The following is a 22,300-nucleotide window of genomic DNA, read 5'->3' on the forward strand; positions in this document are numbered from 1 at the left end:
GGTAATGGCGAATGACTATCAGTTGTGTGTGTTTTTCATCGGGTTCGCCCGTGTTTTTCAGCGTTTGAGAACCTTTCCCGGGCACTTGCGGGTTAACCAGGCTATTTCCATAGCCCCCTAATGAAAGCTTTGACATTTGCTGCCTAGGCAGTAATATTTTTACACAATTGTCCGAGCTGCTGTCGATGTCCCATTTCACCCCGCAAAACTTCCAGTCCTGCGCCATCGGCATGCTCCTGGGCCGTGCGGCCATCCTGAAGGACCGCATTCTCGACTGGCACCTCGAATCAGAAGGCGTCACCGCCGCGCAGTTCAAGGTGTTGATCATCGTCACCCAGTACCAGGTGGATACGCCGGCCGAGGTCTGCCGCTATCTGGGCCTGGACAGCGGCTCGATGACCCGCATGCTCGACCGCCTCGAGCACAAGGGCCTGATCTTGCGCAACCGCTGCGCTGACGACCGTCGCCAGGTACGCCTGGCCCTGACCGCCGAAGGCCAACGCCTGGCCGACCGCTTGCCAGAGATCGGCGCGGCGGCGATGAACGAACTGGTCGGCGTACTGCAGCCTGACGAACTCAAGACCCTTGAAGGCCTGCTGGCCAAGGTCCTGCTCGGTGCCGGCGACCCTCTGACGATCCGCCGCTTCGGCGATCGTTGATCCCTGTTACATATTCCAAGGTATTGTCATGGCCAATAACGCAGACAACTCAACTCCCTCCGCCGCACCCGAACCGTCGCGCAAGCGCAAGGTCTGGCTGCTTGGCCTGTTGCTGGTGGTGCTGCTCGCCGGCGCTGGCGCCTGGGCCTGGTACAGCCTGATCGGGCGCTGGCACGAAAGCACCGACGACGCCTACGTCAACGGCAACGTCGTGGAAATCACCCCGCTGGTCACCGGCACCGTTACCAGCATTGGCGCCGATGACGGCGACCTGGTGCACGCCGGCCAGGTGCTGCTGCAGTTCGATCCCGCCGACAGCGAGGTGGCCCTGCAGTCTGCCGAAGCCAAGCTGGCCCGCACGGTGCGAGAGGTCCGTGGCCTGTACAGCAACGTCGATTCCCTCAAGGCCCAGCTGCAGACCCGCCAGGCCGAGCTGCAGAAGGCCCAGCAGAACTACAACCGACGCAAGGTGCTGGCCGACAGCGGCGCGATTGCCGCAGAAGAAATTTCCCACGCCCGGGACGACCTGACCGTGGCCCAGGCCGCCGTCAACAGCGCCCGTCAGCAACTCAATACCAGTACGGCGCTGGTGGACGACACGGTGGTGTCTTCGCACCCCGAGGTCATGGCCGCCGCCGCCGATCTGCGCCAGGCATACCTGGACCACGCACGCACCACGCTGGTGGCGCCAGTCACCGGTTACGTTGCCAAACGTACCGTGCAGCTCGGCCAGCGTTTGCAGCCGGGCACCGCGACCATGGCAGTCATCCCCCTGGACGAGGTGTGGATCGACGCCAACTTCAAGGAAACCCAGCTGCGCGACATGCGTATCGGCCAACCCGTGGAAATCAGCGCTGACCTGTACGGCAGCGACGTCAAGTACAGCGGCACGGTCGACAGCCTGGGCGCCGGTACCGGCAGCGCGTTCGCCTTGCTGCCGGCACAGAACGCCACCGGCAACTGGATCAAGATCGTCCAGCGCGTGCCGGTGCGCATCCACCTCAGCCCGGATCAGCTCAAGGACCACCCGCTGCGCATCGGCCTGTCCACCGTGGTCGAGGTCGACCTGCACGACCAGAGTGGCCCGGCCCTGGCCCAGCAGCCGCCGCAGCAGGCCAGCTACACCACCCAGGTGTACGACCGTCAGTTGGTCGAAGCTGACCGTCTGATCGCTCGGCTGATCCACGACAACAGTGCCCCTGGCAAGACGGCGCAACGATGAGCAACAACGCTGCGGCGCAGTTCACCCCGCCGAGCCTGCTGCTGACCACCATAGGCCTGTCGCTGGCGACGTTCATGCAGGTGCTCGACACCACCATCGCCAACGTCGCCTTGCCGACCATTTCCGGCAACCTGGGGGTGAGTTCCGAGCAGGGCACCTGGGTGATCACCTCGTTCGCGGTGAGCAATGCCATCGCGTTGCCGTTGACCGGCTGGCTCAGCCGGCGTTTCGGTGAGGTCAAACTGTTCATCTGGGCCACGCTGCTGTTCGTACTGGCGTCTTTTCTGTGCGGTATCTCGCAGTCGATGCCGGAGCTGGTGGGCTTTCGAGTGCTGCAAGGTGTGGTGGCCGGGCCGCTTTACCCGATGACCCAAACCTTGCTGATCGCTGTCTACCCGCCGGCCAAGCGGGGGATGGCGCTGGCGTTGCTGGCGATGGTCACGGTGGTGGCGCCGATTGCCGGGCCGATCCTGGGCGGCTGGATTACCGACAGTTACAGCTGGCCGTGGATCTTCTTCATCAACGTGCCCATCGGCCTGTTCGCGGCCGCAGTGGTGCGTCAGCAGATGCGCGCACGGCCGGTGGTCACCAGCCGCCAGCCGATGGACTACATCGGCCTGCTGACCTTGATCGTGGGGGTGGGCGCATTGCAGGTGGTGCTCGACAAGGGCAATGACCTGGACTGGTTCGAGTCGTCGTTCATCATCATCGGCAGCCTGATCTCGGTCGTGTTCCTGGCGATCTTCATCATCTGGGAGCTGACCGACCGCCATCCTGTGGTCAACTTGCGGCTGTTCGCGCACCGTAATTTCCGTATCGGTACCATTGTGCTGGTGGGAGGCTACGCAGGCTTTTTCGGCATCAACCTGATCCTGCCGCAATGGTTGCAGACGCAGATGGGCTACACCGCCACCTGGGCAGGCCTTGCGGTGGCACCGATCGGCCTGCTGCCGGTGATCATGTCGCCGTTCGTGGGCAAGTACGCGCAGCGGTTCGACTTGCGGGTGCTGGCGGGGTTGGCGTTCTTGGCCATCGGCGCCAGCTGTTTCATGCGTGCAGGCTTCACCAATGAGGTGGATTTCCAGCACATTGCCCTGGTGCAACTGTTCATGGGGATCGGTGTAGCGCTGTTCTTCATGCCGACCTTGAGCATCCTGCTGTCGGACCTGCCGCCGCACCAGATCGCCGACGGGTCTGGCCTGGCGACGTTCCTGCGTACATTGGGCGGCAGCTTTGCGGCGTCGTTGACCACCTGGATCTGGATCCGCCGGGCGGACCAGCATCATGCCTACCTGAGCGAGAACATCAGCCAGTTCGACCCGGCGACGCGGCACACGCTGGAGCAGCTGGGCGGGGCCAGCCCGCAAAGCTATGCGCAGCTGGAGCAGATACTCAACGGGCAGGCCTACATGATGTCGACGGTGGATTACTTCACCTTGATGGGCTGGATATTCGCCGGCCTGATCCTGTTGGTGTGGTTCGCCAAGCCACCGTTCGCTGCCAAGGCCGGGCCGGCGTCGGCAGGGCATTGAGGCCCGGACACGGCCCCGGCGTATGGCGAACAATCAAGCGCTGTACGCCACGTGCGCCTGAGATCGAGCGCTGCCTGGGCAGTGCTCGATCTGGAGGGTGGCAGAGCGATCAAGGCATGCCTTTGGTTTACTGCAAGTGCACCTTCAATTCCCCAGCCGCTTGGCGCATCGCTGCCTTCACCGCAGGCACCTCGCTCAGCGGGTTCAGCAACCCGTAGTCGTGAATCATGCCGTTGTAGCGCACCGATGTTACCGTCACCCCGGCCGCATCCAGTTTGCGTGCATACGTCTCACCTTCATCACGCAGCACATCGAACTGCGCCGTCTGCACCAGCGCTGGCGGCAACCCTTTGAGCTGCTCGCTGCTGGCCCTTAGCGGCGAGGCGTAGATCTGTTCGCGGGCCTTGGGGTCGGTGGTGTAGCTGTCCCAGAACCACTTCATCATCCCTGTGGTGAGGAAGTGGCCCTCGGCAAACTGTTTGTACGAAGCCGTCTCGAAGCTGGCATCGGTCACTGGCCACAACAGCAACTGGAAGCGCAACTGGGGCGTACCGGCCTCTTTGGCCTTGAGCGCGACCACCGCCGCCATGTTGCCACCGACACTGTTGCCGGCCACGGCCAGGCGCTTGCCGTCCACACCCAGCGCTTTGCCATGCTCGGCCACCCAGCGGGTCGCGGCGTAGGCCTGGTTGATTGCAGTGGGGTAGTGCGCCTCTGGGGAGGGGGTGTAATCCACATAGACGGCCACTGCGCCAGAACCCACCACCAGATCGCGAATCAGCCGCTGGTGGGTCGGGAAGTCGCCCAGCACCCAGCCGCCGCCATGGAAGAACATGAACACCGGCAACTCGCCTTTGACGTTGGCCGGGCGCACGATCTGCAGCTTGATCGCCTCACCGTTGACCTTGATGGTACGTGCTGTCACTTCGATGCCAGACAGGTCCACCTTTACCGACGCCTGGGCATCGGTCAGCACGGCGCGGGCATCTTTAGGGCTGAGTTGTTCGAGCGGCTTGCCACCGCCTTTTTCCAAGGCTTCGAGGAAAGCCTGGGTGTGCTGCTCGACACCTGGGCTACCTGCTGCCAGTGCACTGGTTGCAGACAAGGCCAAAAGGCCGGCACTAAGGGTTTTGTGGACAATGTTCATGGGCGAATCCTTTTCTGGGCACGGGTTGTGGGTGGGCGTATTGCCTGGCCTTGGCGGCCATCGCTGCGACCTGTGCGTAGAGTAGGCAGATGCAATGATGGGAAAAAGCCGCTATAAAGCGTTTGACTGTCACCAAGAGCGAGACAATGAACCCGTACGAAGACATGCGCATTTTTGCCCAGGTCATGGAGGCCGGCAGTTTTACCGCCGCCGCCGACCGCCTGGGCATGTCCAAGCAGTCGGTCAGCCGGCGCCTGATGCAGCTCGAAGAGCGCCTGGGCGTACGCCTGCTCAACCGCTCCACCCGGCGCCTGGATGCCACCCCGCTGGGCCAGCACTACTACCAGTCGGCCTTGCGCTTGCTGGGTGAGGTGCAGCAGGTGGAGCACGACATCAGCGGCCAGGCCCAGGCCTTGCGCGGCACCCTGCGCTTGAGCGCGCCGTTGTCGTTCGCCATGGCGCACCTGGGGTGCCTGTTGACCGAGTTCCTGCGCTTGCACCCACAGGTGAATGTGGAGGTGGACCTGAGCGATCGGCCGGTGGACCTGATCGGCGAGGGTTATGATTTGGCCTTGCGTATCGGTGCGCTGGAGGATTCCAGCCTGATCGCGCGGCGCATTGCCGATGTCGAGCGGGTGTATTGCGCCAGCCCTGCGTATCTTCAGGCGCGGGGCGCGCCGCAGCGGCCCGAGCTGCTGGCCGAGCATGACTGCCTGCCCTATGGCCATTCACGGCAAGTGCAATGGCAGTTCACCCAAGGGGGCAGGGCTCAGGCAATCGCAGTGGCCGGCCGCATGCGCGCCAATAACGGTGAGTTGCTCAGGGACGCGGCGATCGCCGCGATGGGGGTGACTTACCTGCCGACCTTCATCGTCGGGCAGGCGTTGGCGGACGGGCGCCTGGTGAGGGTGCTGGAAGACTGGACGCCGCCGGCGTTGCAATTGTCGGCGGTGTATCCGCAGCATCGGCAGGTGGCCAGGCCGGTGCAGGGGTTTGTCGAGTTCTTGCGCGAGCGGCTGGCGCAGCTTTAGCCGTTGTGGGATCAGCCGCCAATTTTGCTGCTCATGCGCTCGCCGCGACGCGCTATGCTTGGCCCATGAGCACAGCACCTGCCTTACGCCAACCTTGCCCACCTGGCGCCTGTGACTGCGGCCGCGAGCACTTGGCCGCGCAGCCGCCTGCGGCCCAGCGCATCCTCTTGCTCACCCGCCAGGAGGAGAAGCGCCTGATCGAGCGGCTGGAAAACCTCAAGGACCTCGATGACCTGCAGCGCTTGCAGGCCAGGATGTACGAGAACCTGGGCATCCGGGTTCACATCGCTCCGGGTTACAACGAGGTGCGGACCATGCGCGGAATCGTCATCGAACTCGATGACCAGCCTGGCTTGTGCCGCAAGACCCGCCAGTCGATTCCGGCGGCTATCCGGCGAGGGTTGGAGCGCAACCCGCAGGTGGCTTACCGCTTGCTGGACACCCATGACTTGCTCAGGGATGCCTGAGGCCCAGACGTTGTCATGCCCAATCGCTAATTTTCGGGAAGCTTCCTACGTCTACCAGAGAGCCGCCCTACGCCAGGTGCGTAGCGGCATCCATCACTCAAGGAGACAGGCAATGACTTCCGTTTTCGACCGCGACGATATCCAGTTCCAGGTAGTGGTCAACCACGAAGAGCAGTATTCCATCTGGCCCGATTACAAGGCGATCCCCAACGGCTGGCGCGCTGTGGGCAAGAGCGGGCTGAAAAAGGACTGCCTGGCCTACATCGATGAAGTCTGGACCGATATGCGCCCGCTGAGCCTGCGTCAGAAGATGGCTGACGCTGCCGCACAGTGACCGCGCTCAACCTGCTGTGCCTGCCTTATTCCGGGGCCAGTGCCATGGTCTTCAGCCGTTGGCGGCGCAAGTTGCCCGCCTGGCTGCAGGTACGCCCGGTCGAATTGCCTGGGCGCGGCGCACGTATGGGCGAGCCGTTGCACACCGACATGCAGGCCTTGGCCCGGCAGTTGGCGGCCGAACAGCGCCTGGCCGCTGCCGCACCTTATGCGTTGCTCGGCCATAGCCTGGGGGCGCTGCTGGCCTTCGAGCTGGCCCACGAGCTGCAGGCACTGGGCTGCCCGTCACCGGTGGCGCTGTTCGCCTGCGGTACAGCGGCGCCGACCCGGCGTGAAGACTACGACGGCAAGAACTGGCGCGACCCAAAGAGCGATGACGAGCTGCGCAACGAACTGCGGGCGCTCAATGGCACGCCGGAGGAGGTGCTGGCCAACGCTGAGCTGATGAGCCTGACGTTACCGATCCTGCGTGCCGATTTTCTGCTCTGCGGCCGTTACCGTTACCGCCCGAGGCCTCTGCTGGCGTGTCCGCTGCATGTGCTGGGTGGGCAAGACGACCGCGCCAGTGAAGCGCAGCTGCGCGCCTGGGGCCAGGAAACCCAGGGTGCGTTCACCTTGCAGATGTTTGCGGGCAGCCACTTCTTCATCCATGAGCAGGAGGACCGCGTGCTCACGGTGCTGACTGCAGCGCTGGCGCCGCATCGGCTCTGCGCCTGATTGACGTTGCCGCTTGCCTGGGGGAGGCTAGGTGTTTTCCCAGGCAAGAGGCAGACAATGCTGATCGATCCCCACAAGGCCACGCTGCTGGTCGTCGACATCCAGGAAAAGCTCATCGGCGCCATGAGCGATGCCGAGGGCACCCGCGCCCGGGCCCGCTGGCTGCTGGCAGCCTGCACCGATCTTGCGCTGCCGATCGTCATCAGCGAACAGTACCCCAAAGGCCTGGGGCATACCCTGCCCGAACTTCTTGCAGCCGCCCCTGCGGCGGAAGTCGTGGAAAAGACCCATTTTTCCTGCGTTGCCGCCCAATGCCTGCCAGCCAGCCTGTTGGCGCGAGAGCAAGTGATCGTGTGCGGCATGGAAACCCACGTCTGCGTGCTGCAGAGCGTGCTTGGCCTGTTGGCCTTGGGCAAGCAGGTGTTCCTGGTCGAAGATGCCTGCGACAGCCGTACCCTGGCCAACAAGGCTGCAGGGCTGGCGCGGATGCGCCAGGCCGGTGCGCAGGTAGTGACCCGCGAAATGGTGCTGTTCGAACTCATGGGCAACGCCAGCCACCCGCAGTTTCGCCACATCAGCAAGACCTACCTGGTCGGGGAGCAACCCTGAACGGCCGGCTGTTGGCGGCCGGGTTGATGGCCCTGGCGCTGCTGCAGGGCTGCGCCGGGCGTCGCGAGGAGGAGCCCGAGGCCGACCCCGCCAAGGTGCGTGCACAGCTGCTGCGCTTGTTGCCGGCCCAGGCCAAGGACCGCGAGGGTTGGGCCAAGGATATCCAGGTCGCGTTCGAAGCCCAGCGCATCGCGCCGAGCAAGAGCAACCTGTGTGCGGTGCTGGCGGTGACCGAACAGGAATCGACGTTCAACGCCGACCCGCAGGTCCCCAACCTTGGGCGCATTGCGCGTGCCGAGGTCGACCGACGCGCCGCCAGCCTGCATATCCCGCGGTTGCTGGTGGACGGTGCACTGAATACGGCTTCGGGCAATGGCCAGACTTATCAGCAGCGGCTGCTCGCCGTGCGCAGTGAGAAACAACTGAGTGCGCTGTACGACGAGTTCATCACCGGTTTACCGCTGGGCCGGACCTTGCTGGGTGGGCTGAACCCGGTGCACACCGGCGGGCCGATGCAGGTCAGCGTCGAGTTTGCCGAGCAGCACGCCAAGGACTACCCCTACACCTACGACGGCACCATTCGCCAAGAAGTCTTCAGCCGTCGTGGCGGCATGTATTTCGGTATCGGGCATCTGCTGGGTTACCCCGCGCACTACGAGCGCCAGCTCTATCGCTTCGCCGACTTCAACGCCGGCTGGTACGCCAGCCGCAATGCCGCGTTTCAGGGAGCCCTGAGCAAGGTGACCGGTGTGCCCTTGGCCCTGGATGGCGACCTGATCGCCCCCGGCGCGATCATGCCAGGCAATACCGAGCAGGCAGCGCGCAAGCTGAGTGTGAAACTGGGGCTGCGTCACCCGCAGATCCGCAGCCAGCTGGAGCTGGGCGACAGCCTGGCCTTCGAAGACAGCAAACTGTACAGCGGGGTGTTCGCCCTGGCTGACGCGGCCGCCGGCAAGCCGGTGCCGCGCGCCAGGTTGCCGGGGATCCAGCTGAAAAGCCCGAAGATCACCCGCAAGCTGACCACGGCGTGGTTTGCGGGGAGGGTGGATGAGCGTTACCAGCGGTGCATGAAACGCTAGGGCGGCCTGCCATGGCCCAATCGCCGGCAAGCCGGGGATTGGGCCACGGCGCAGGCTGTATCACCCTTTGCTCAGCGCTCCGACCACCTGATCGATGCTGGTCTTGAGCCCGGTCACGGCGTCTTGCGGGTCACTTTCGACCACCAGCAGGGTGGCCCCCGAGGCCTTGATCACCTCGGCCACCGCCGCATCCGGCTGCCGATGATCGAGCACCAGTGCCACGTCCTGGCCCTTGAGGTTCTCGCCCAGTGCCTTGAGCGCGGCTTCATCCCACTTGCCGTCGGCCGGCAGTGGCTGTTCCACCACATCCAGGTTCAAGCCGCTGGCCAGATACCCCAAACGCTCGGACAGGCTGACCACGCTGAGGTTGTCGAGCTCGGCAAGCTTGGTCTGGCTGCTGGCGGTCAATTCCAGCAACTGGCGCTTGAGCGCTGCCAGGTTGCCCTGGATCTTCGCTTTGTCGGCGGGCGCCAGGCGCTCCAGGTCGTTGGCCAGTACATCGGCCATGCGCCCCAGGTTGGTCGGGTTGAGCCAGGGGTAGGCGTCGTAGGCGTTGTCGCCAGTGACCGCGATGCCAGGCAGGGCGCCGTCCACCGGCCGCGCAGCATCGATTTCGACGATGCGGATATTGCTCCGCCGGGCCATTGGATACAGCGGGTCGTCGCGCCAGATCGAGCGCACGCCGATCACCGCATCGGCCTGTTGCGCGGCTTTGGCAAGGCTGGCGCCGCCACGGCTGCTGAAGTACGAGGGTTGGCGGCTGGCTGGCAGGTTGGCCGGCGCGGCGCGCTTGAGCTGCACCGCAGTGCCGTCGAGCAAGGCAGCAGCCAGGCTATGGGTCACCGGCAGGGTGGTCAGCACCTCGGTGGCGAGGGCGAGCGAGGGCAGGCCGGTGAGGGCCAGCGCCAGGGTGAGGTGTTTCAGGTTCATGCCGGGTTTCCTTGCAGGCGTGGGACGAGGGCGCGGGCCAGGGCCGCGAGGGCGAAGCAGATGCCGGCAACCAGAATGATCGCGGCACCCGATGGTACCGGCAGGTCGAAGACGATCGGCAACAGGATGCCCAGCAGGGTGCTCAGGGTGGCGATCAGTACCGAGATGAAGAAAAAGCCTTTGAGCGACTGGCTGACCAGGCGTGCGGCAGCGGCGGGGATCACCAGCAGGGCTCCGACCAGGATCGCCCCGATCACCTTCACCGACGCCACCGTTACCAGCGTCACCAACACCACGAACAGGTAGTCCAGGGTCTTCACGGCCACCCCGCGTACGGCGGCCAGCTGCGGGTTGAAGCTGACCAGCATGATGCGGTTGTACAGTGGCAGGGCCAGCGCCAGCACCAGGGCAGCGACGACGCCCAGTACCACCAGGTCCTGCGCGCTGACCGTCAGCACCGAGCCGAACAGCACGTTTTCGAGGATGTGCACGTTGATCTTGCCGGCCAGCATCAGCAGCAGGCTTGCCCCCAGTGCCAGCGACACCGAAAGGAACACGCCGATCAGCGTGTCCGGCGACAGCCCGGTGCGGTTACGCAGGAAGTTGAGCAGGATGCCGAACAGCAGGCAGTAGCCGAACAGGCTGCCGTAAGGCCCGGTGTAGGGTTCGCCGAGCAGGATGCCGATGGCCACCCCGGTCAGGGCCGCATGCCCGACGGCTTCGGAGAAGAAGGCAAAGCGCTTGACCACCACCAGGGTGCCCAGGCCGCCCAGTACCGGGCCGATCATCAGGCCGGCGAGCAGTGCGTTGATCACGAAACCGTAGGCCAGTGCCTCGGGCAGGTAGCCAGCGCCGGCCCATTCCTGGACCAGTTGGCGGAATGCTTCATAGCTCATCAGGTGCGGCTCTCGCTGCGCGGGTGGACGGAGAACAGGCTCAGCAGGCGTTCCGGGGTGAGGGCTTGAGCAGGTGGAGCGTCGAACAGCACCTGGCGGCTCAGCCCGGTGACCCGGTCGGCCAGGCGCAGCACCGCTTGCAGGTCGTGTTCGATCCACAGCACGGTGGTGCCGGCCTGGCGCCAGCTCTGCAGCAACTGCTCGAACACCTGGATGCCGGCTTCATCGAGCGCTGACATGGGTTCGTCGAGCACCAGCAACTGGGGCTCGGGGATCAGGCCCTGGGCCAGCAGCACGCGCTGGCGTTCGCCACCCGACAAGGCGCCCATGCGCCGCTTGCGTTTGTCGAGCATGCCGACCTGCGCCAGCGCTGTGTCGATGGCCGGTTGCACGCGGCGCGAAAGGCCGAGAAAGGCCGGGCGGCGTTGGCACATCGCGGCCATGAAGTCGTCCACGGTCATCGGCAGGCCGCGGTCGAACTCCAGCGCCTGGGGTACGTACCCGATCACCTGCCGCTCGCCCGGCCAGTGCAGGGTCAGCTGGCCCTGGTGTGGCATCTGTCCGAGCAGTGTCTTGATCAGCGAGCTTTTACCACCGCCGTTGGGCCCGACGATGGCATGCACGCTGCCAGCGGCGACGCTGAACTCGACCTGCTCAAGGATGCGCGTGCGCCCGAGCGTCAGGTCGATGCCTGCAAACTCGATGCCCGGCCCGCCACGCACCATCAGGTTGGCGGCCGCAGTCATGCGCGGTTCTCCTCGATGGCGCGGACCACGGTGTCGAGGTTGCGCTTCATTTCCACTTCGTACTTGTCCTTGGTGTATTCGCCATAGGAAATGTGCGTCAGCGGATACAGGCGCACCCCGGACTCACGCTGGATGGTCTCGACATAAGCCGACGGGAAGTCCATCTCCGAGAAGATCACCTTGACGTCCAGTGCCTTGAGCTGATCGATGGTTTTCTTCAGCTGTGCCGGGCTCGGCTCGATGCCGTGGGCTGGCTCGACCACTGCCGTGACCTCCAGGCCGAAGTCGCGCACCAGGTAGTCGTAGGCGGCATGGATGGTGGCCACACGGAAGTTGGCGCCAGGCGCCTCGGTGATCTTGGCCAGCGCTTCGGCGCGCAAACCGCGCAGGCGTTTGGCGTAGGCGCGGGCGTTCTGGGTGTAGAACCTGGCGTTGTCCGGGTCGAGCTTGCCCAGTTCACGGGCGATGTTGTTGACCTGGGCAATGGTGGTGCTGATGGAGAGGAAGGTGTGCGGGTTGACCACCTTGCCGGCGCCGCGGGCGGCGATGCCGGTGGCCGCCAGCAGCGGCACGTTCTGGTTGGCTTCGATGGTCTTGATGTCGGGCTTTTCACTGGCGGCGATCATGCGGTCGGCGAAATCGTCATGGCCGACGCCGTTGAGCACCACCACGTCCAGCGTGCCGATCCGCTTGATGTCCTCGGCACGCGGCTCGTAGGCATGTGGGTTGAAGCCTGCGGGAATCAGCGGTACCACTTCGGCCTTGTCGCCGACGATATTGCTCACATAGCTGTAGTAAGGGTGCAGGGTAATGCCAATGCGCAGCGGTTTGCCGGCGTCGGCCAGGGCCAGGGCCGGTAACGCGAGGGCCAGGAGCAGGGTGAGGGCGGAGCGCAACATGGGGGAATTCCTTGGGTTCAGTGACGGTGTTCGCGGGTGACCCCGGCGTCGTAATGGCTGACCACTTGCTGCCAGCCCGCGGCGGTCAGGGTTGCCTGGCCAAGGTCTTGCGGCACCACGGTGGCGCTGTCGCGGTGCAGCCAGACGTCAGGCTGGCCGCTGTGCTCGTGCGCCACGATCAGCAAAAAACTGCCGGCGACCTCAGGGGCCTGGCTGCGACCGAGGTAGGCGCCAGCCTCCAGCCACTGCCATTGGTGGCCGCCACGGCTCTGGCTGCCGGCATCTACCACGAAGGGTGGCAAGCCTTCCTCGGCCAACGACGCCACACTCGGTTGGGCGGCGGTTTCTTCGCGCAGCAACTGGATCTCGTCGTAGGCCACGCGAAGGTCGGTGTAGATGCCTTGCTCGGCGGGCGTCAGGTCGCGGCGGGCGTCGATCTGGTGGCTGGCGATGGCCTGCTCGTCTTCGCGTTCACCGCGCAGCAGCACCACGCCGGCCGCGACAATGACGATCAGCAGGCTGACCAGCAGCACGTAGAGGGTTTCGTGCCCGGCGCCGGCAGGGCGCACCACGTGGGTGCGGCTCAGGGTTGGGCCGCTCATGGTTGCGCGATGTCGGCGTGGTCGACTTCCACCACGTGGCCGGGGCCGGCATCGAACAGCACGTAGAACTCGCCGTCGGGGCGCTTGAAGGTCAGCGTCGAGTCATCGCCGAGCTTGCCGCCGACCAGTACTTGCTCGTCGTAGCCGATCACGTCCAGGGTCACGCCCGGCGCGCCGCTGCCGTCCGAGAAGCCACCGGTGCACTTGACCTGGCCGCCATTGATCTCTTCGCATTCGCACATCGGGTTGTGTGCCAGGGCCGGGCCGGCGGCCAGCACCAGCAGGGGCAGGGCGAGCCTGCGGATCATGCGCTTCATTTCTTGCCTCCTTGTTTTTCGAGCCAGGCCACGGTGGCTGGCGAAGCCTTGCTCAGCGGTACCGATGCCTGGTGCATGCTGCCGTCCCAGCCTTCGACGGTGATCCAGATCTGCGCGTCTGGCTTGGTACGCTCAGGGATCGGCAGGTTGGTCACCATGCGGTAGGGCGCGCCGAAGAAGATGCTGCCGGCGGCGCGCAGGCTGCGAGGTTTGCCGACGCGCAGGTACACGGCTTTGACGTCGTCGATGCAGGCTTTGCAAAGGGCGGCGTTGAAGCTCTTGAAGTAGCCCGCCGGGCCGTCGGCGCGGGGGGCTTCGCTGCGCAGCTCGGCCAGGTCCAGCGTGTAGGGGCCGACCTGGATGTCGCTGACCTGGTTCACGCCCAGCCCGGCATCACCCCGAAACAGCTTGGCGTCGGCGAAATACTTGGGCATGAAGCCCAGCGGGATGAGGATCAGCAGAATGTTCAAGTGAAAGCGCCACTTCAGCCACCATTGCTTGAATGGGCGGGTGGGCAGGGCCTGGGCCTGGCTCATGGGCGGATCTCCACGGGGGTGTCGCTGGCGGTGGCGCGGGGCCGGGGCGCACGCTCGCTGCGCTTGAGGGCGGCGGCGGTCGCCTGGGCGGTACGCTTGGTCCAGATCAGCAGGCCGCTGAATACCATCAGGGTCAGCAGCAGGCCGAAGAAGAACCAGATCAGCTTGACCGGCAGGCCGCCGAAGTCGCCGGTGTGCAGTGGGCGCATGGATTCGGTGACGAACTCCAGGGCGGAGCGGTCGCTGATCAGGAACTGGCTGTCGACCTTGCGTGTGTAGGGGTTGACGTTGGCAGTCTGGAACATCAGCGGGTACCAGCCCGGGCCATTGAGGGTGATATGGCTGTAGGCCGTGGCGGGCAGCGAGATGGCGTTGATTTCCAGGCCAGGGATGGCCAGGCCGGCGATGCGTGCCGCTTCGTCCAGGTCGATCCGCGGGGCAGGGCTGCCATCGGCGGTTTGCGGTACATCTTCCCGGGCGATCACCGGGGTGATCGGTTGGCTGGAGATTGTGATGTGGTTGTCGAACAGGATCGCCTGGATCAGGAACCAGGTGCCGGTGATGGCAATGACCGCGATGAACCAGATCGACCAGACCCCGGCCAGGCGATGCAGGTCGCCCCAGAAGATGCGCGAGCCATGGCCGGTGCGCACGGGCTTGAAGAAGCCCTTCCAGAATTTCTTGTACACCACCAGGCCAGTCACCAGCGAAGCGAGCATCGGCAGGCCCAGCAGCGAAACCAGGTACCAGCCCCAGCTGAAACCATTGGTGAAGGGCACCAGCCACCAGCCGTGCAGGGCACGGGTGAACGCTTCGAAGTTGAAGTCAGGGACCTTGCCCTGGATGGCCCCGGTGTAGGGGTTGACGTACAGCGTCGGGCTGCTGCCGTCGGGCAGGGTCACCCCGGCGTTGAGGGCAAAGTGCGAACCGTCTGGTTGCCTCAGTGTGCGCACCACCATATCCGGTTCGGCCTTGTGCAGGGCGTCCAGCACCTGCTGGAAGCTCAGGCGTTCGGCGCTGTCGTCAGGCTTGCTGGCGCGTACATCGGGGTTGGCCAGCCAGACGATTTCCTGGCTGACCACGGCAAGCATGCCGGTGAAGCAGACGATCAGCACGAAGAACCAGATCGGTAGGGCGAGCCAGCTGTGGACCAGGAACCACAGCTTGGACTTGGATTTTTTGCTTGATTTGGCCATGGGTCGGTCTTCTGAAAATGAGGGTCGAGCATAAGCCCAACCACAAGGGCTGCATCTATAAAGACGAATGAGAATGGAAATCCTGCCTATTTAAATGCAAGCAAATGTTTCAGAAAAGCAAAAGCCGACAGGGCGCGGGGCGCCGTGTCGGCTTGCAGGCCTTGAAGGATCAGGCGCTGGTGAGGGCGACCGACGGTTGCGCTCTGTCATGTCGGTGCGCGAGGTCCTGGTACAGCGCCTGGCCGATTTCGGCGGCGCGCGACGGCAGTACCGACAGCAGGGTGTCGCTCAGGCCATGGCTGCCCTCGCAGAAACCTTGCAGGTACACCGAAGCTTCAAGGTCCGGGCTGGACAGTACCCGGTAGTTGCGATCGACGTTGAAGTCCTCGAGGTAACCGGCCAGCGGCGCCAGCAGGTCGCGATGCGAGCGGCGCTCGTAGCCGGTTGCCAGAATGACCGCATCGTAACGGTGGGTCTGATGCTGGTCGGTGGCCAGGTCGCGCAGGGTGAGTTCGATGCCGTGGCGGGTGGCGACAACCGCTTCCACCTGGCGGCGGCACAGCACGTTGTGGCGCACCTTGTGCGAAACCTTCTGGCGGTAGAGGATGCCGTAGATGCGCTCGATCAGGTCCAGATCGACCACGGAGTAGTTGGTGTTGTGGTATTCACCCAGCAGCTTGGCGCGCTGCTCGGCCGGCTCGTTGTACACAAGGTCGGTGTAGTCGGGCGAGAAGATTTCGTTGACGAATGGGCTGTCGTCCGCAGGCTTGAGCGCCGAACCGCGCAGGATCATGTCGACCTTGACCGACGGGTAGCTGTCGTTGAGGTCGATGAAGGCTTCGGCGGCGCTCTGGCCAGAGCCGATTACCGCGATGCGCATCGGTTTGCCTTCGGCGCAGGGCAACTTGTTCAGGCTGCTCAGGTACTGGGAGTGGTGGAAGACCCGCGGGTCGTCCTTGAAAGCGCCGAATTTTTCCGGGATTTTCGGCGTGCCGCCGGTGCCGACCACGACCGAACGGGTACGGCGGGTGTATTCACGCCCCTGCGCATCTTGCGAAACCAGGCGCAAATGCTCGACACGGCCAGCCTTCACCTCTGGCTCGATGCGCAGCACGTGCTCGCCATAGACGGCTTGAGTGGCGAAATGTTCGGCGGCCCAGCGCAGATAGTCGTTGTACTCCAGGCGGCAGGGGTAGAAGGTGCCCAGGTTGATGAAGTCGGCCAGGCGCTGCTTCTGGTGCAAGTAGTTGACGAAACTGTAGGGGCTGGTGGGGTTGCGCAGCGACACCAGGTCCTTGAGGAAGGATATCTGCAACTCGCTCTGGGTCGCCAGCGTTTCACCATGCCAGCGGTATTGCTCCTGCTTGTCGATGAACAGCGCGTCGAGGGCACGGCCCTGGGTCTGGGCGAGTTCCTCCAGGGCGATGGCCAAGGCCAGGTTGGAAGGGCCAAAGCCCACGCCGATCAGATCCTTGATGGTTTCTGGGTTTGAAGACTGGCTCATGGCTGCGATCCCATAATGGTCGAATGTGTGCGCCCGCCGGGGCTCCGGCGCCTGCGTGAGTACATTGGTTGGAACGAGCCATGCACCGGGGAATTTACTGAACGCATCGTCCACGGCCTGCTGCCGGGCTAAAGAACTGCGCTGTGCGGCCGATAGGCAGGTCAACGCAAGGACCTATTTCAAGGCAGGGACCGGAACATGACAGGTATCGCGGCAATCACCCTCAACAACGTCTCGGCGCAGGCCACCAGCAGCACTGAAACGGTAAAAAGCGAAGACGCACAGAAAAGTGCAGCGCCCGCCGCGTCGGCAGAAACGCCCAAGGCTCAGGGTGGCGGCGGTGCGCAAGGTGCGCAGCAAAGCGATGAGAGCTCGGAGCCTGCGCACATCAAGCAATTGCGCGAGATGATCAAGCAGCTGCAGAAGCAGTTGGCCGAAGAGCAGAAGCAACTGGCCAGCCTGATGGCGCAGAACATGGAAGAGACGGCCAAAACCGCTGCCGTGAGTGCCAGGCAGTCGAGCATTGCCACGATCACCGGCCAGATCATGACGGCCACGGCGCAACTGCTCGAAGCGTTGCAGCAGACCGGTGGCAGCACGGCGGGTACGGTCGTCAACACTCAGGCCTGAGTGCAGGCAAGCCGGCCCGCCTGCGGACAGCGCCGCAAACGGGCCAGCCGAGCCGAAACCTTACTCTGAAGCCAGCCGGCTCTTGTTCTGGCGGTCCGACTTGTACTGCATCGCGACGGCCGGTGCGGGTTTGGCGGTGCCGGTCTCAAGCCACTGGCGCATGCGGCTGGCATCGGCAAAGTGGGTGTACTTGCCGAAGGCATCGAGGATCACCATGGCCACCGGGCGGTTGTCCATGCGCGTGAGCAGCACCAGGCAATGCCCGGCCTCATTGGTGAAGCCAGTCTTGGTCAGCTTGATGTCCCAGTTGCTCTTGTTGACCAGGTGGTCGGTGTTGCGAAAGCCCAGTGTGTAGTTGGGCTTGCGGAAGGCCACGGTTTTTTCGCGGGTGGTCGACAGCTCGCTGAGCATCGGGTATTTGCGTGACGCCATCAGCAGTTTGGCCAGGTCGCGGGCGCTGGAGACGTTTTGTGTCGACAGGCCGGTTGGCTCGACATAGCGGGTGTGGGCCATGCCCAGGCTGCGGGCTTTGGCGTTCATGGCCTTGATGAAAGCCGGGTAGCCCCCTGGGTAGTGGTTGGCCAGGGACGTGGCGGCGCGGTTTTCCGACGACATCAGGGTGATGAGCAGGGTTTCGCGGCGGTTGAGCTGGCTGCCCAGGCGCACGCGCGAGTACACGCCTTTCATGTCCGGGTTGTTGGCGATGGTCATGGTGAGCATCTCATCCATGGGCAGCTTGGCGTCCAGCACCACCATCGCGGTCATCAGTTTGGTCACCGAGGCAATCGGTACCACGCGGTCGGCGTGGCTCGAATACAGTTCTTTGTTGGTATTGAGGTCGATCAGCAGGGCGCTGCCGGAAGCCAGATGCAGCTTTGAGGGGTCGCGTTGAATCTGGGCTGGGGGTTGTGCAGCAGCGGTCGACGGTAGGGTCGCGGTACCTGTGAGCAACAGCAGCAGGCTGAGGATGGACAGGGATGTTTTCACGTTCAGGCTCACTAAAAGTTGGTATGTCGTTGGCTGTGCAAGGGTTTTTCCCCAAAAAACCGCTGCATTGTGGAGTATGGCCCAAACCCTGTCGAATGCCTTATGACTAAAGGGCGCAAGGTGAACGAAATTTAATCCTGTACCTATTCTGTACCCATTGCCTGCTGTTCCCGCTTGGCCAACTTGGCCTGTCGTCAGCCCCTGGCCCGGTTACGTGCACGCCGGGGTGGGGCCGCCACTTCAGTTTCGACGCCGCCGCTGAACGTTGGTTGCCTGGCGCTTGAGCCCGGGCTCTGCCGATCGGTCGGCCCGGCGTTCCAATAGGCCTATCAACGTGCCTGCCATTGCAATCAGCACCAGCACGCATAACCCGATGTATGACTTTTCCATGATGCCGTCCTGATGGTCGACGGGCATGTGTTGAGGATGGTGTTCTGGGGCAGCGGGTCATGCCATACGCCGTAGCGCGACGGCCATGGCCCCGCCAAGTAACGCCATGGCAAGCAGCAGTGCGGGAAACGCCAACCACCAGGGGGTACCGGAGGTCATCATGCTGAACTCCGACATACCGCCGATGCTGGCGAGCAGGTTCAAGGGCAGGAACACCACATTGATCATGGTCAGGTTGCGCAGCGCGTGGTTCATGCCGTTGTTGGCCAGGTTGCCGCGGGCCTCGATCAAATTGGTGAAGACCTGAGCATGGATCTTCGCCTGCTGGTAGCTTTGCTCGTTTTCGATGATCAGGTCATTCAGCGCCTCCAGTTGCTCGGGCCCGAAGCCATGCTTCTGGCCGTGGCTGCGCAGCAGGGCGAGCACCGCACCATTGCTCTGGATGGCGTTGACGTAATACACCAGGCTTTCGCTGAGGCTGTACATCTGCACCAGGTGCTGGTTATCCATGGTCCGATCGAATTGCAGCTGGATCTCGCGGGCCACCTGCTTCACCACCCGCAGATGCCCCAGGTAGTGATGCACGCTCTCAGCCAGCATCGCCATCAGTACATCCAGTGGGGTGCTCATGCCGGCTTGCCGGTCTACTCCGGCCAATAGCGAGTTGCTGGCGCAGATCACCACCAAGCGCCTTTCGCTGAGCACAACGCCAAACGACGACACATTGAACACCCGGCCATCGAAGCTTTCCGGGCGCTTCCAGATCAGGAACAGGTGGTCAGGCTTGATCTCGATACGCGCCACTTCATCCGGGTCCAAGGAGGACTCCAGCGACTGGGCACTGACCCCCAGGCCCTCGCGCAAGCGGGATTGCTCCCCTGCGTCTGGCGCCACACACAACCAGACGCTCGCCTGTTCTTCGGGTGCTTCAAGCAGAGCGCCCTCAACGGCGCGATAGGCTTTGATCATCGTTCACCATGCCTGGCCGAGGTGTTTGCATTCCAGGCGCTGCACGAACGCTTGCAGCACCCGCTGGTAAAGCGCGTTACCCAGCACGGCGTCTTCGATGCCGGCGTCGAGGTTGGGGTTGTCGTTGACTTCGATCACCAGTACGCGGTCGCCGGTCTGCTTCAGGTCCACCCCGTATAGCCCTTGCCCGATGAGCCTGGCAGTGTCGACGGCCAGCTTCACCACTTCGGGCGGTGCCTGTTCCACCGGGACCGCCCGGCACTGGCCGTTGACTTCGCCGGCCTGGGCCTTGTGGTTATAGATTTGCCAGTGGCCCTTGGACATGAAGTATTGGCAGGCGTAAAGCGCCTCGCCGTTGAGTACACCGATACGCCAGTCGTACTCGGTGTAGCAATATTCCTGGGCCAGCAGCAGTACCGAGTGTTCGAACAGCTCCTGCGCCGCCGAGGCCAGTGCCTGGGCGTCGGCGACCTTGATCACGCCTTTCGAGAAGCAGCCGTCGGGAATCTTCAATACCAGCGGAAAACCGAGGCGCCGGCCCACGAGTTCGAGTTCCTGCGGGCGATCCTTGTACAGGATCTCTGTGTTCGGTGCGCCGAGGTTGTGGCGCTTGAGCAGGTCGGCGAGATAGACCTTGTTGGTGCAGCGCAGGATGGAAGAGGGGTCGTCGATCACCACCAGGCCTTCGCTTTCGGCCTTTTTGGCAAACCGATACGTATGGTCGTCCACCCGCGTGGTCTCTCGAATGAACAGCGCGTCAAACTCGGCCAGGCGCGCGTAGTCCTTCTTCTCGATCAGTTCCACATCGATGCCCAGCTGTTTACCGTTCTCGATGAACTGCTCCAGCGCCTTGGGATTGGATGGCGGCAGGGCCTCGGCGGGGTCATGCAGAATCGCCATGTCGAAGCGGGCCAGGCGTTTAGACGCCGGCTGACGCCACGTCCGGCGGTTGAAAGCGTCCAGCGCGTCGGCGAACAAGTGCTGCTGTTCATCCCGCAGTTTGTGCAGCGCGCCGGCCTTGATCCCGTCGATTTGCCAAGCATCACGTCGGCGAAACTCCACCAGCAAGACCGGGCAGGGGAACGACTCGAACAGCTGTCGGCCGATATCCTGGAGCGGTTCGATGGCGGTGCGGCCGAAGTACAAGGTGAGGGTGAAGGCTTCGGTGCTGCCATAGGGGTGATTGGCCAGGGCTCGCTCCAGGGTACGTTCCAGGTCATCCAGCCCCACGCCATACAGCGCCTTGCGGGAAAGCTCGCTGATGGTTCGTACCGACGGGAACACCTTGTGGCCCCGTGCCTCGGCGAGCAGCGAGCAGTAGTAGCCTTGGCCCAGGTATTTATAGTTGCGGCACAGGTTGATCACCTGCGTACGCCCGGCGACGTCGTCGCTGTGTTCAAGGTAATCCTGGGCGAGCATCAGGCTTTCGCTGGGCAGGTAGCTGGCCCAATCTTCCTTGCGCTCGACCAGGATCAACAAGCGGTTGCCGGCGCGCCGCTTGCTTGGTGGTTCCTCGGAAAGGGTGATTGTAGAACCTTCGGTTTTGGCCAATACTTCGGCCACGTTGGCTTGCACCGCTGACATGAGTATTCGATCCCTGTTGAAGAAGACGCCCCTTCAATAAATCACGGGTTTTGCGACCTGTCCCGGTTCGTTACTCAAACATTACGGTGTTGCCATGGCTTTTGATTTTCGCTTTGCATCGGTAGCCGATATCGATGCGCTGGTTGCCCTGGAGCAGGACTGCTTCACCCTCGACCGCCTCAACCCACGCAATTTCAGTTGGATGGTGCGACGCGCCAATGCCCGCCTTATCGTCGCTGAGCATCAGGGGCAGCTGGCGGGGTACGCGTTGTTGCTGTTTCATCGCGGCACATCACTTGCCCGCCTGTATTCCATTGCCGTCAGCCCGACCTGGCGCGGCCATGGGCTGGGCCAGCGGCTGCTGGAGCAGGCCGAGGCAAGCGCGCTTGAGCGTAATTGCGCCTGGCTGCGCCTGGAGGTACGCACGGACAATGTGTCGGCTATCAGCCTGTACGAAAGCAATGGCTTCCAACGCTTCGCGAGGGTCGAGGACTACTATGAGGACCACAGCCAGGCGCTGCGCTTCGAGAAGCGCATCCTGCGCAGTGCTCCGGCCCCTGCACAGCAAGTGCCGTACTACGCGCAAACCACCGAGTTCACCTGTGGCGCCGCCTGCCTGTTGATGGCCATGGCTGCAGTCGAACCGGGGCGTGCCATGCACCGCAGCGAGGAAATTCAGCTGTGGCGAGAAGCGACCACCATCTTCATGACAGCAGGCCACGGCGGTTGCAGCCCGCAGGGGCTTGCCCTGGCGGCCTGGCGGCGGGGGTTCGAGGTGCGCATGGTGGTCAGCCAGCCTGGGTCGCTGTTTCTCGATGGCGTGCGCAGCGCGCAGAAAAAAGACGTGATGCAACTGGTCGAGGACGGCTTTGCCCAGGCGCTGGCCGAAACCGATGTGCATCAAGTACTGGCGCCCGGCCTCGATGTACGCTCGGCGTTGCAAGCCGGGTTCAGGCCGGTGGTGCTGATCAGCAGCTACCGTTTCACCCGCCTGAAGGCCCCGCACTGGATCCTGGTAACAGGCTGCGATGACGAGTTCGTGTACCTGCATGATCCTGATGTGGATCACAGCAGCCAAAAAAGCGTTATGGATTGCCAGCATCTGCCCGTCAGCCATGCCGAATTCCAGCGCATGAGCAGTTTCGGCAGGCAGCGGGTCAGGGCCGCTGTGCTGTTGCGGGGGCGGTAAAGGGTTTGTGTTTTTTGCGCTTTCTTTATGCGCATCGAGCGTGCTGGGGCGCCATTGGCCCGGCACGATCCCGTTTCACGCCGGTAAAAAAAGACCCGCCGAAGGCGGGCCAGAACAGGGCAGAGAGCA

Annotated in this window: 24 protein-coding genes; 11 read left to right on the top strand and 13 right to left on the bottom strand. The window is 63.7% G+C overall.

The window, feature by feature from the left end; translation table 11 throughout:
* Window positions 1–185 precede the first annotated feature (185 nt).
* Genes ABRP30_RS10305 through ABRP30_RS10315 form a run of 3 tightly spaced genes read left to right on the top strand, consistent with a single transcriptional unit; the run spans window position 186 to window position 3,413 of the window.
* Window positions 186–659 carry a MarR family transcriptional regulator gene (locus ABRP30_RS10305; protein ID WP_349974372.1) on the top strand — a complete coding sequence of 158 codons (474 nt, stop codon included), beginning with the start codon at window positions 186–188 and terminating at the stop codon, window positions 657–659.
* Window positions 660–687: 28 nt separating this feature from the next.
* Window positions 688–1,881, top strand: coding sequence for an HlyD family efflux transporter periplasmic adaptor subunit (locus ABRP30_RS10310; RefSeq protein WP_267822960.1), 1,194 nt, complete (start codon window positions 688–690; stop codon window positions 1,879–1,881).
* Window positions 1,878–3,413 (top strand): DHA2 family efflux MFS transporter permease subunit, encoded by a 1,536-nt coding sequence (locus ABRP30_RS10315; RefSeq protein ID WP_349974370.1) that lies wholly within the window; start codon window positions 1,878–1,880, stop codon window positions 3,411–3,413. Before ABRP30_RS10310 ends, ABRP30_RS10315 begins: the two co-directional genes overlap by 4 nt.
* Window positions 3,414–3,540: 127 nt before the next feature.
* Here the strand turns inward: ABRP30_RS10315 and ABRP30_RS10320 are convergent, their stop codons facing one another.
* Window positions 3,541–4,560, bottom strand: a complete 1,020-nt coding sequence (locus ABRP30_RS10320; RefSeq protein ID WP_349974369.1) for an alpha/beta hydrolase — start codon at window positions 4,558–4,560, stop codon at window positions 3,541–3,543.
* Between the two features lie 146 nt (window positions 4,561–4,706).
* Here ABRP30_RS10320 and ABRP30_RS10325 point away from each other — a divergent pair, with 146 nt between their 5' ends.
* The 6 genes from ABRP30_RS10325 to ABRP30_RS10350 all read left to right on the top strand — a co-directional run bounded on the left by ABRP30_RS10325 (window position 4,707) and on the right by ABRP30_RS10350 (window position 8,796).
* On the top strand, window positions 4,707–5,591 hold the full coding sequence (locus ABRP30_RS10325; protein ID WP_241806418.1) for a LysR family transcriptional regulator: 885 nt from the start codon (window positions 4,707–4,709) through the stop codon (window positions 5,589–5,591).
* Window positions 5,592–5,656: 65 nt separating this feature from the next.
* Window positions 5,657–6,058, top strand: a complete 402-nt coding sequence (locus tag ABRP30_RS10330) for a hypothetical protein (RefSeq protein WP_241806417.1) — start codon at window positions 5,657–5,659, stop codon at window positions 6,056–6,058.
* A 112-nt stretch (window positions 6,059–6,170) separates the two neighbouring features.
* Complete coding sequence (locus ABRP30_RS10335; RefSeq protein WP_012313972.1) at window positions 6,171–6,392, top strand: MbtH family protein; 222 nt, start codon at window positions 6,171–6,173, stop codon at window positions 6,390–6,392.
* A complete protein-coding gene (locus tag ABRP30_RS10340) occupies window positions 6,389–7,108 on the top strand; it encodes an alpha/beta fold hydrolase (protein ID WP_349974368.1) in 720 nt (239 codons plus the stop codon). The genes ABRP30_RS10335 and ABRP30_RS10340 overlap by 4 nt, the downstream gene beginning before the upstream one ends.
* Before the next feature lie 57 nt (window positions 7,109–7,165).
* A complete protein-coding gene (locus tag ABRP30_RS10345; protein WP_267822975.1) occupies window positions 7,166–7,717 on the top strand; it encodes a hydrolase in 552 nt (183 codons plus the stop codon).
* A gap of 26 nt (window positions 7,718–7,743) precedes the next feature.
* Window positions 7,744–8,796 carry a DUF1615 domain-containing protein gene (locus ABRP30_RS10350; RefSeq protein WP_349974367.1) on the top strand — a complete coding sequence of 351 codons (1,053 nt, stop codon included), beginning with the start codon at window positions 7,744–7,746 and terminating at the stop codon, window positions 8,794–8,796.
* A 60-nt stretch (window positions 8,797–8,856) separates the two neighbouring features.
* On the opposite strand, the gene ABRP30_RS10355 is transcribed toward ABRP30_RS10350, so the two are convergent.
* The 9 genes from ABRP30_RS10355 to ABRP30_RS10395 form a co-directional block, all read right to left on the bottom strand.
* Entirely contained in the window at window positions 8,857–9,726 is an 870-nt protein-coding gene (locus ABRP30_RS10355) for a metal ABC transporter solute-binding protein, Zn/Mn family (protein WP_349974366.1), read from the bottom strand.
* On the bottom strand, window positions 9,723–10,622 hold the full coding sequence (locus ABRP30_RS10360; RefSeq protein ID WP_349974364.1) for a metal ABC transporter permease: 900 nt from the start codon (window positions 10,620–10,622) through the stop codon (window positions 9,723–9,725). Before ABRP30_RS10360 ends, ABRP30_RS10355 begins: the two co-directional genes overlap by 4 nt.
* On the bottom strand, window positions 10,622–11,368 hold the full coding sequence (locus ABRP30_RS10365; protein ID WP_349974363.1) for a metal ABC transporter ATP-binding protein: 747 nt from the start codon (window positions 11,366–11,368) through the stop codon (window positions 10,622–10,624). The genes ABRP30_RS10360 and ABRP30_RS10365 overlap by 1 nt, the downstream gene beginning before the upstream one ends.
* A complete protein-coding gene (locus tag ABRP30_RS10370; RefSeq protein WP_241806410.1) occupies window positions 11,365–12,267 on the bottom strand; it encodes a metal ABC transporter substrate-binding protein in 903 nt (300 codons plus the stop codon). Before ABRP30_RS10370 ends, ABRP30_RS10365 begins: the two co-directional genes overlap by 4 nt.
* A 17-nt stretch (window positions 12,268–12,284) precedes the next feature.
* Window positions 12,285–12,854, bottom strand: coding sequence for a DUF6162 family protein (locus ABRP30_RS10375; protein WP_349974605.1), 570 nt, complete (start codon window positions 12,852–12,854; stop codon window positions 12,285–12,287).
* 11 nt (window positions 12,855–12,865) lie between these two features.
* A complete protein-coding gene (locus ABRP30_RS10380; protein ID WP_349974362.1) occupies window positions 12,866–13,186 on the bottom strand; it encodes a hypothetical protein in 321 nt (106 codons plus the stop codon).
* Window positions 13,183–13,722 carry a thiamine pyrophosphate-binding protein gene (locus ABRP30_RS10385; protein WP_241806408.1) on the bottom strand — a complete coding sequence of 180 codons (540 nt, stop codon included), beginning with the start codon at window positions 13,720–13,722 and terminating at the stop codon, window positions 13,183–13,185. The genes ABRP30_RS10380 and ABRP30_RS10385 overlap by 4 nt, the downstream gene beginning before the upstream one ends.
* Window positions 13,719–14,918, bottom strand: a complete 1,200-nt coding sequence (locus ABRP30_RS10390; RefSeq protein ID WP_349974361.1) for a PepSY domain-containing protein — start codon at window positions 14,916–14,918, stop codon at window positions 13,719–13,721. The genes ABRP30_RS10385 and ABRP30_RS10390 overlap by 4 nt, the downstream gene beginning before the upstream one ends.
* A gap of 169 nt (window positions 14,919–15,087) precedes the next feature.
* Window positions 15,088–16,422 carry a lysine N(6)-hydroxylase/L-ornithine N(5)-oxygenase family protein gene (locus ABRP30_RS10395; protein WP_267822987.1) on the bottom strand — a complete coding sequence of 445 codons (1,335 nt, stop codon included), beginning with the start codon at window positions 16,420–16,422 and terminating at the stop codon, window positions 15,088–15,090.
* 198 nt (window positions 16,423–16,620) lie between these two features.
* Here ABRP30_RS10395 and ABRP30_RS10400 point away from each other — a divergent pair, with 198 nt between their 5' ends.
* Window positions 16,621–17,052, top strand: coding sequence for a hypothetical protein (locus ABRP30_RS10400; protein WP_349974360.1), 432 nt, complete (start codon window positions 16,621–16,623; stop codon window positions 17,050–17,052).
* A gap of 60 nt (window positions 17,053–17,112) precedes the next feature.
* Here ABRP30_RS10400 and pbpG read toward each other — a convergent pair whose 3' ends face one another.
* The 3 genes from pbpG to ABRP30_RS10415 all read right to left on the bottom strand — a co-directional run bounded on the left by pbpG (window position 17,113) and on the right by ABRP30_RS10415 (window position 20,982).
* Window positions 17,113–18,039 carry a D-alanyl-D-alanine endopeptidase gene (pbpG, locus tag ABRP30_RS10405; protein ID WP_349974359.1) on the bottom strand — a complete coding sequence of 309 codons (927 nt, stop codon included), beginning with the start codon at window positions 18,037–18,039 and terminating at the stop codon, window positions 17,113–17,115.
* Window positions 18,040–18,486: 447 nt separating this feature from the next.
* On the bottom strand, window positions 18,487–19,398 hold the full coding sequence (locus ABRP30_RS10410) for a magnesium transporter CorA family protein (protein WP_267822994.1): 912 nt from the start codon (window positions 19,396–19,398) through the stop codon (window positions 18,487–18,489).
* 3 nt (window positions 19,399–19,401) lie between these two features.
* Complete coding sequence (locus ABRP30_RS10415) at window positions 19,402–20,982, bottom strand: RimK family protein (RefSeq protein ID WP_267822995.1); 1,581 nt, start codon at window positions 20,980–20,982, stop codon at window positions 19,402–19,404.
* Between the two features lie 94 nt (window positions 20,983–21,076).
* Between ABRP30_RS10415 and ABRP30_RS10420 the strand changes: the two genes are divergently transcribed.
* Window positions 21,077–22,171, top strand: a complete 1,095-nt coding sequence (locus ABRP30_RS10420) for a GNAT family N-acetyltransferase/peptidase C39 family protein (protein ID WP_349974358.1) — start codon at window positions 21,077–21,079, stop codon at window positions 22,169–22,171.
* Window positions 22,172–22,300: the final 129 nt, after the last annotated feature.

The sequence above is a fragment of the Pseudomonas sp. WHRI 8519 genome, assembly GCF_040224055.2.
In the GTDB taxonomy this organism is placed as follows: Bacteria; Pseudomonadota; Gammaproteobacteria; order Pseudomonadales; family Pseudomonadaceae; genus Aquipseudomonas; species Aquipseudomonas putida_X.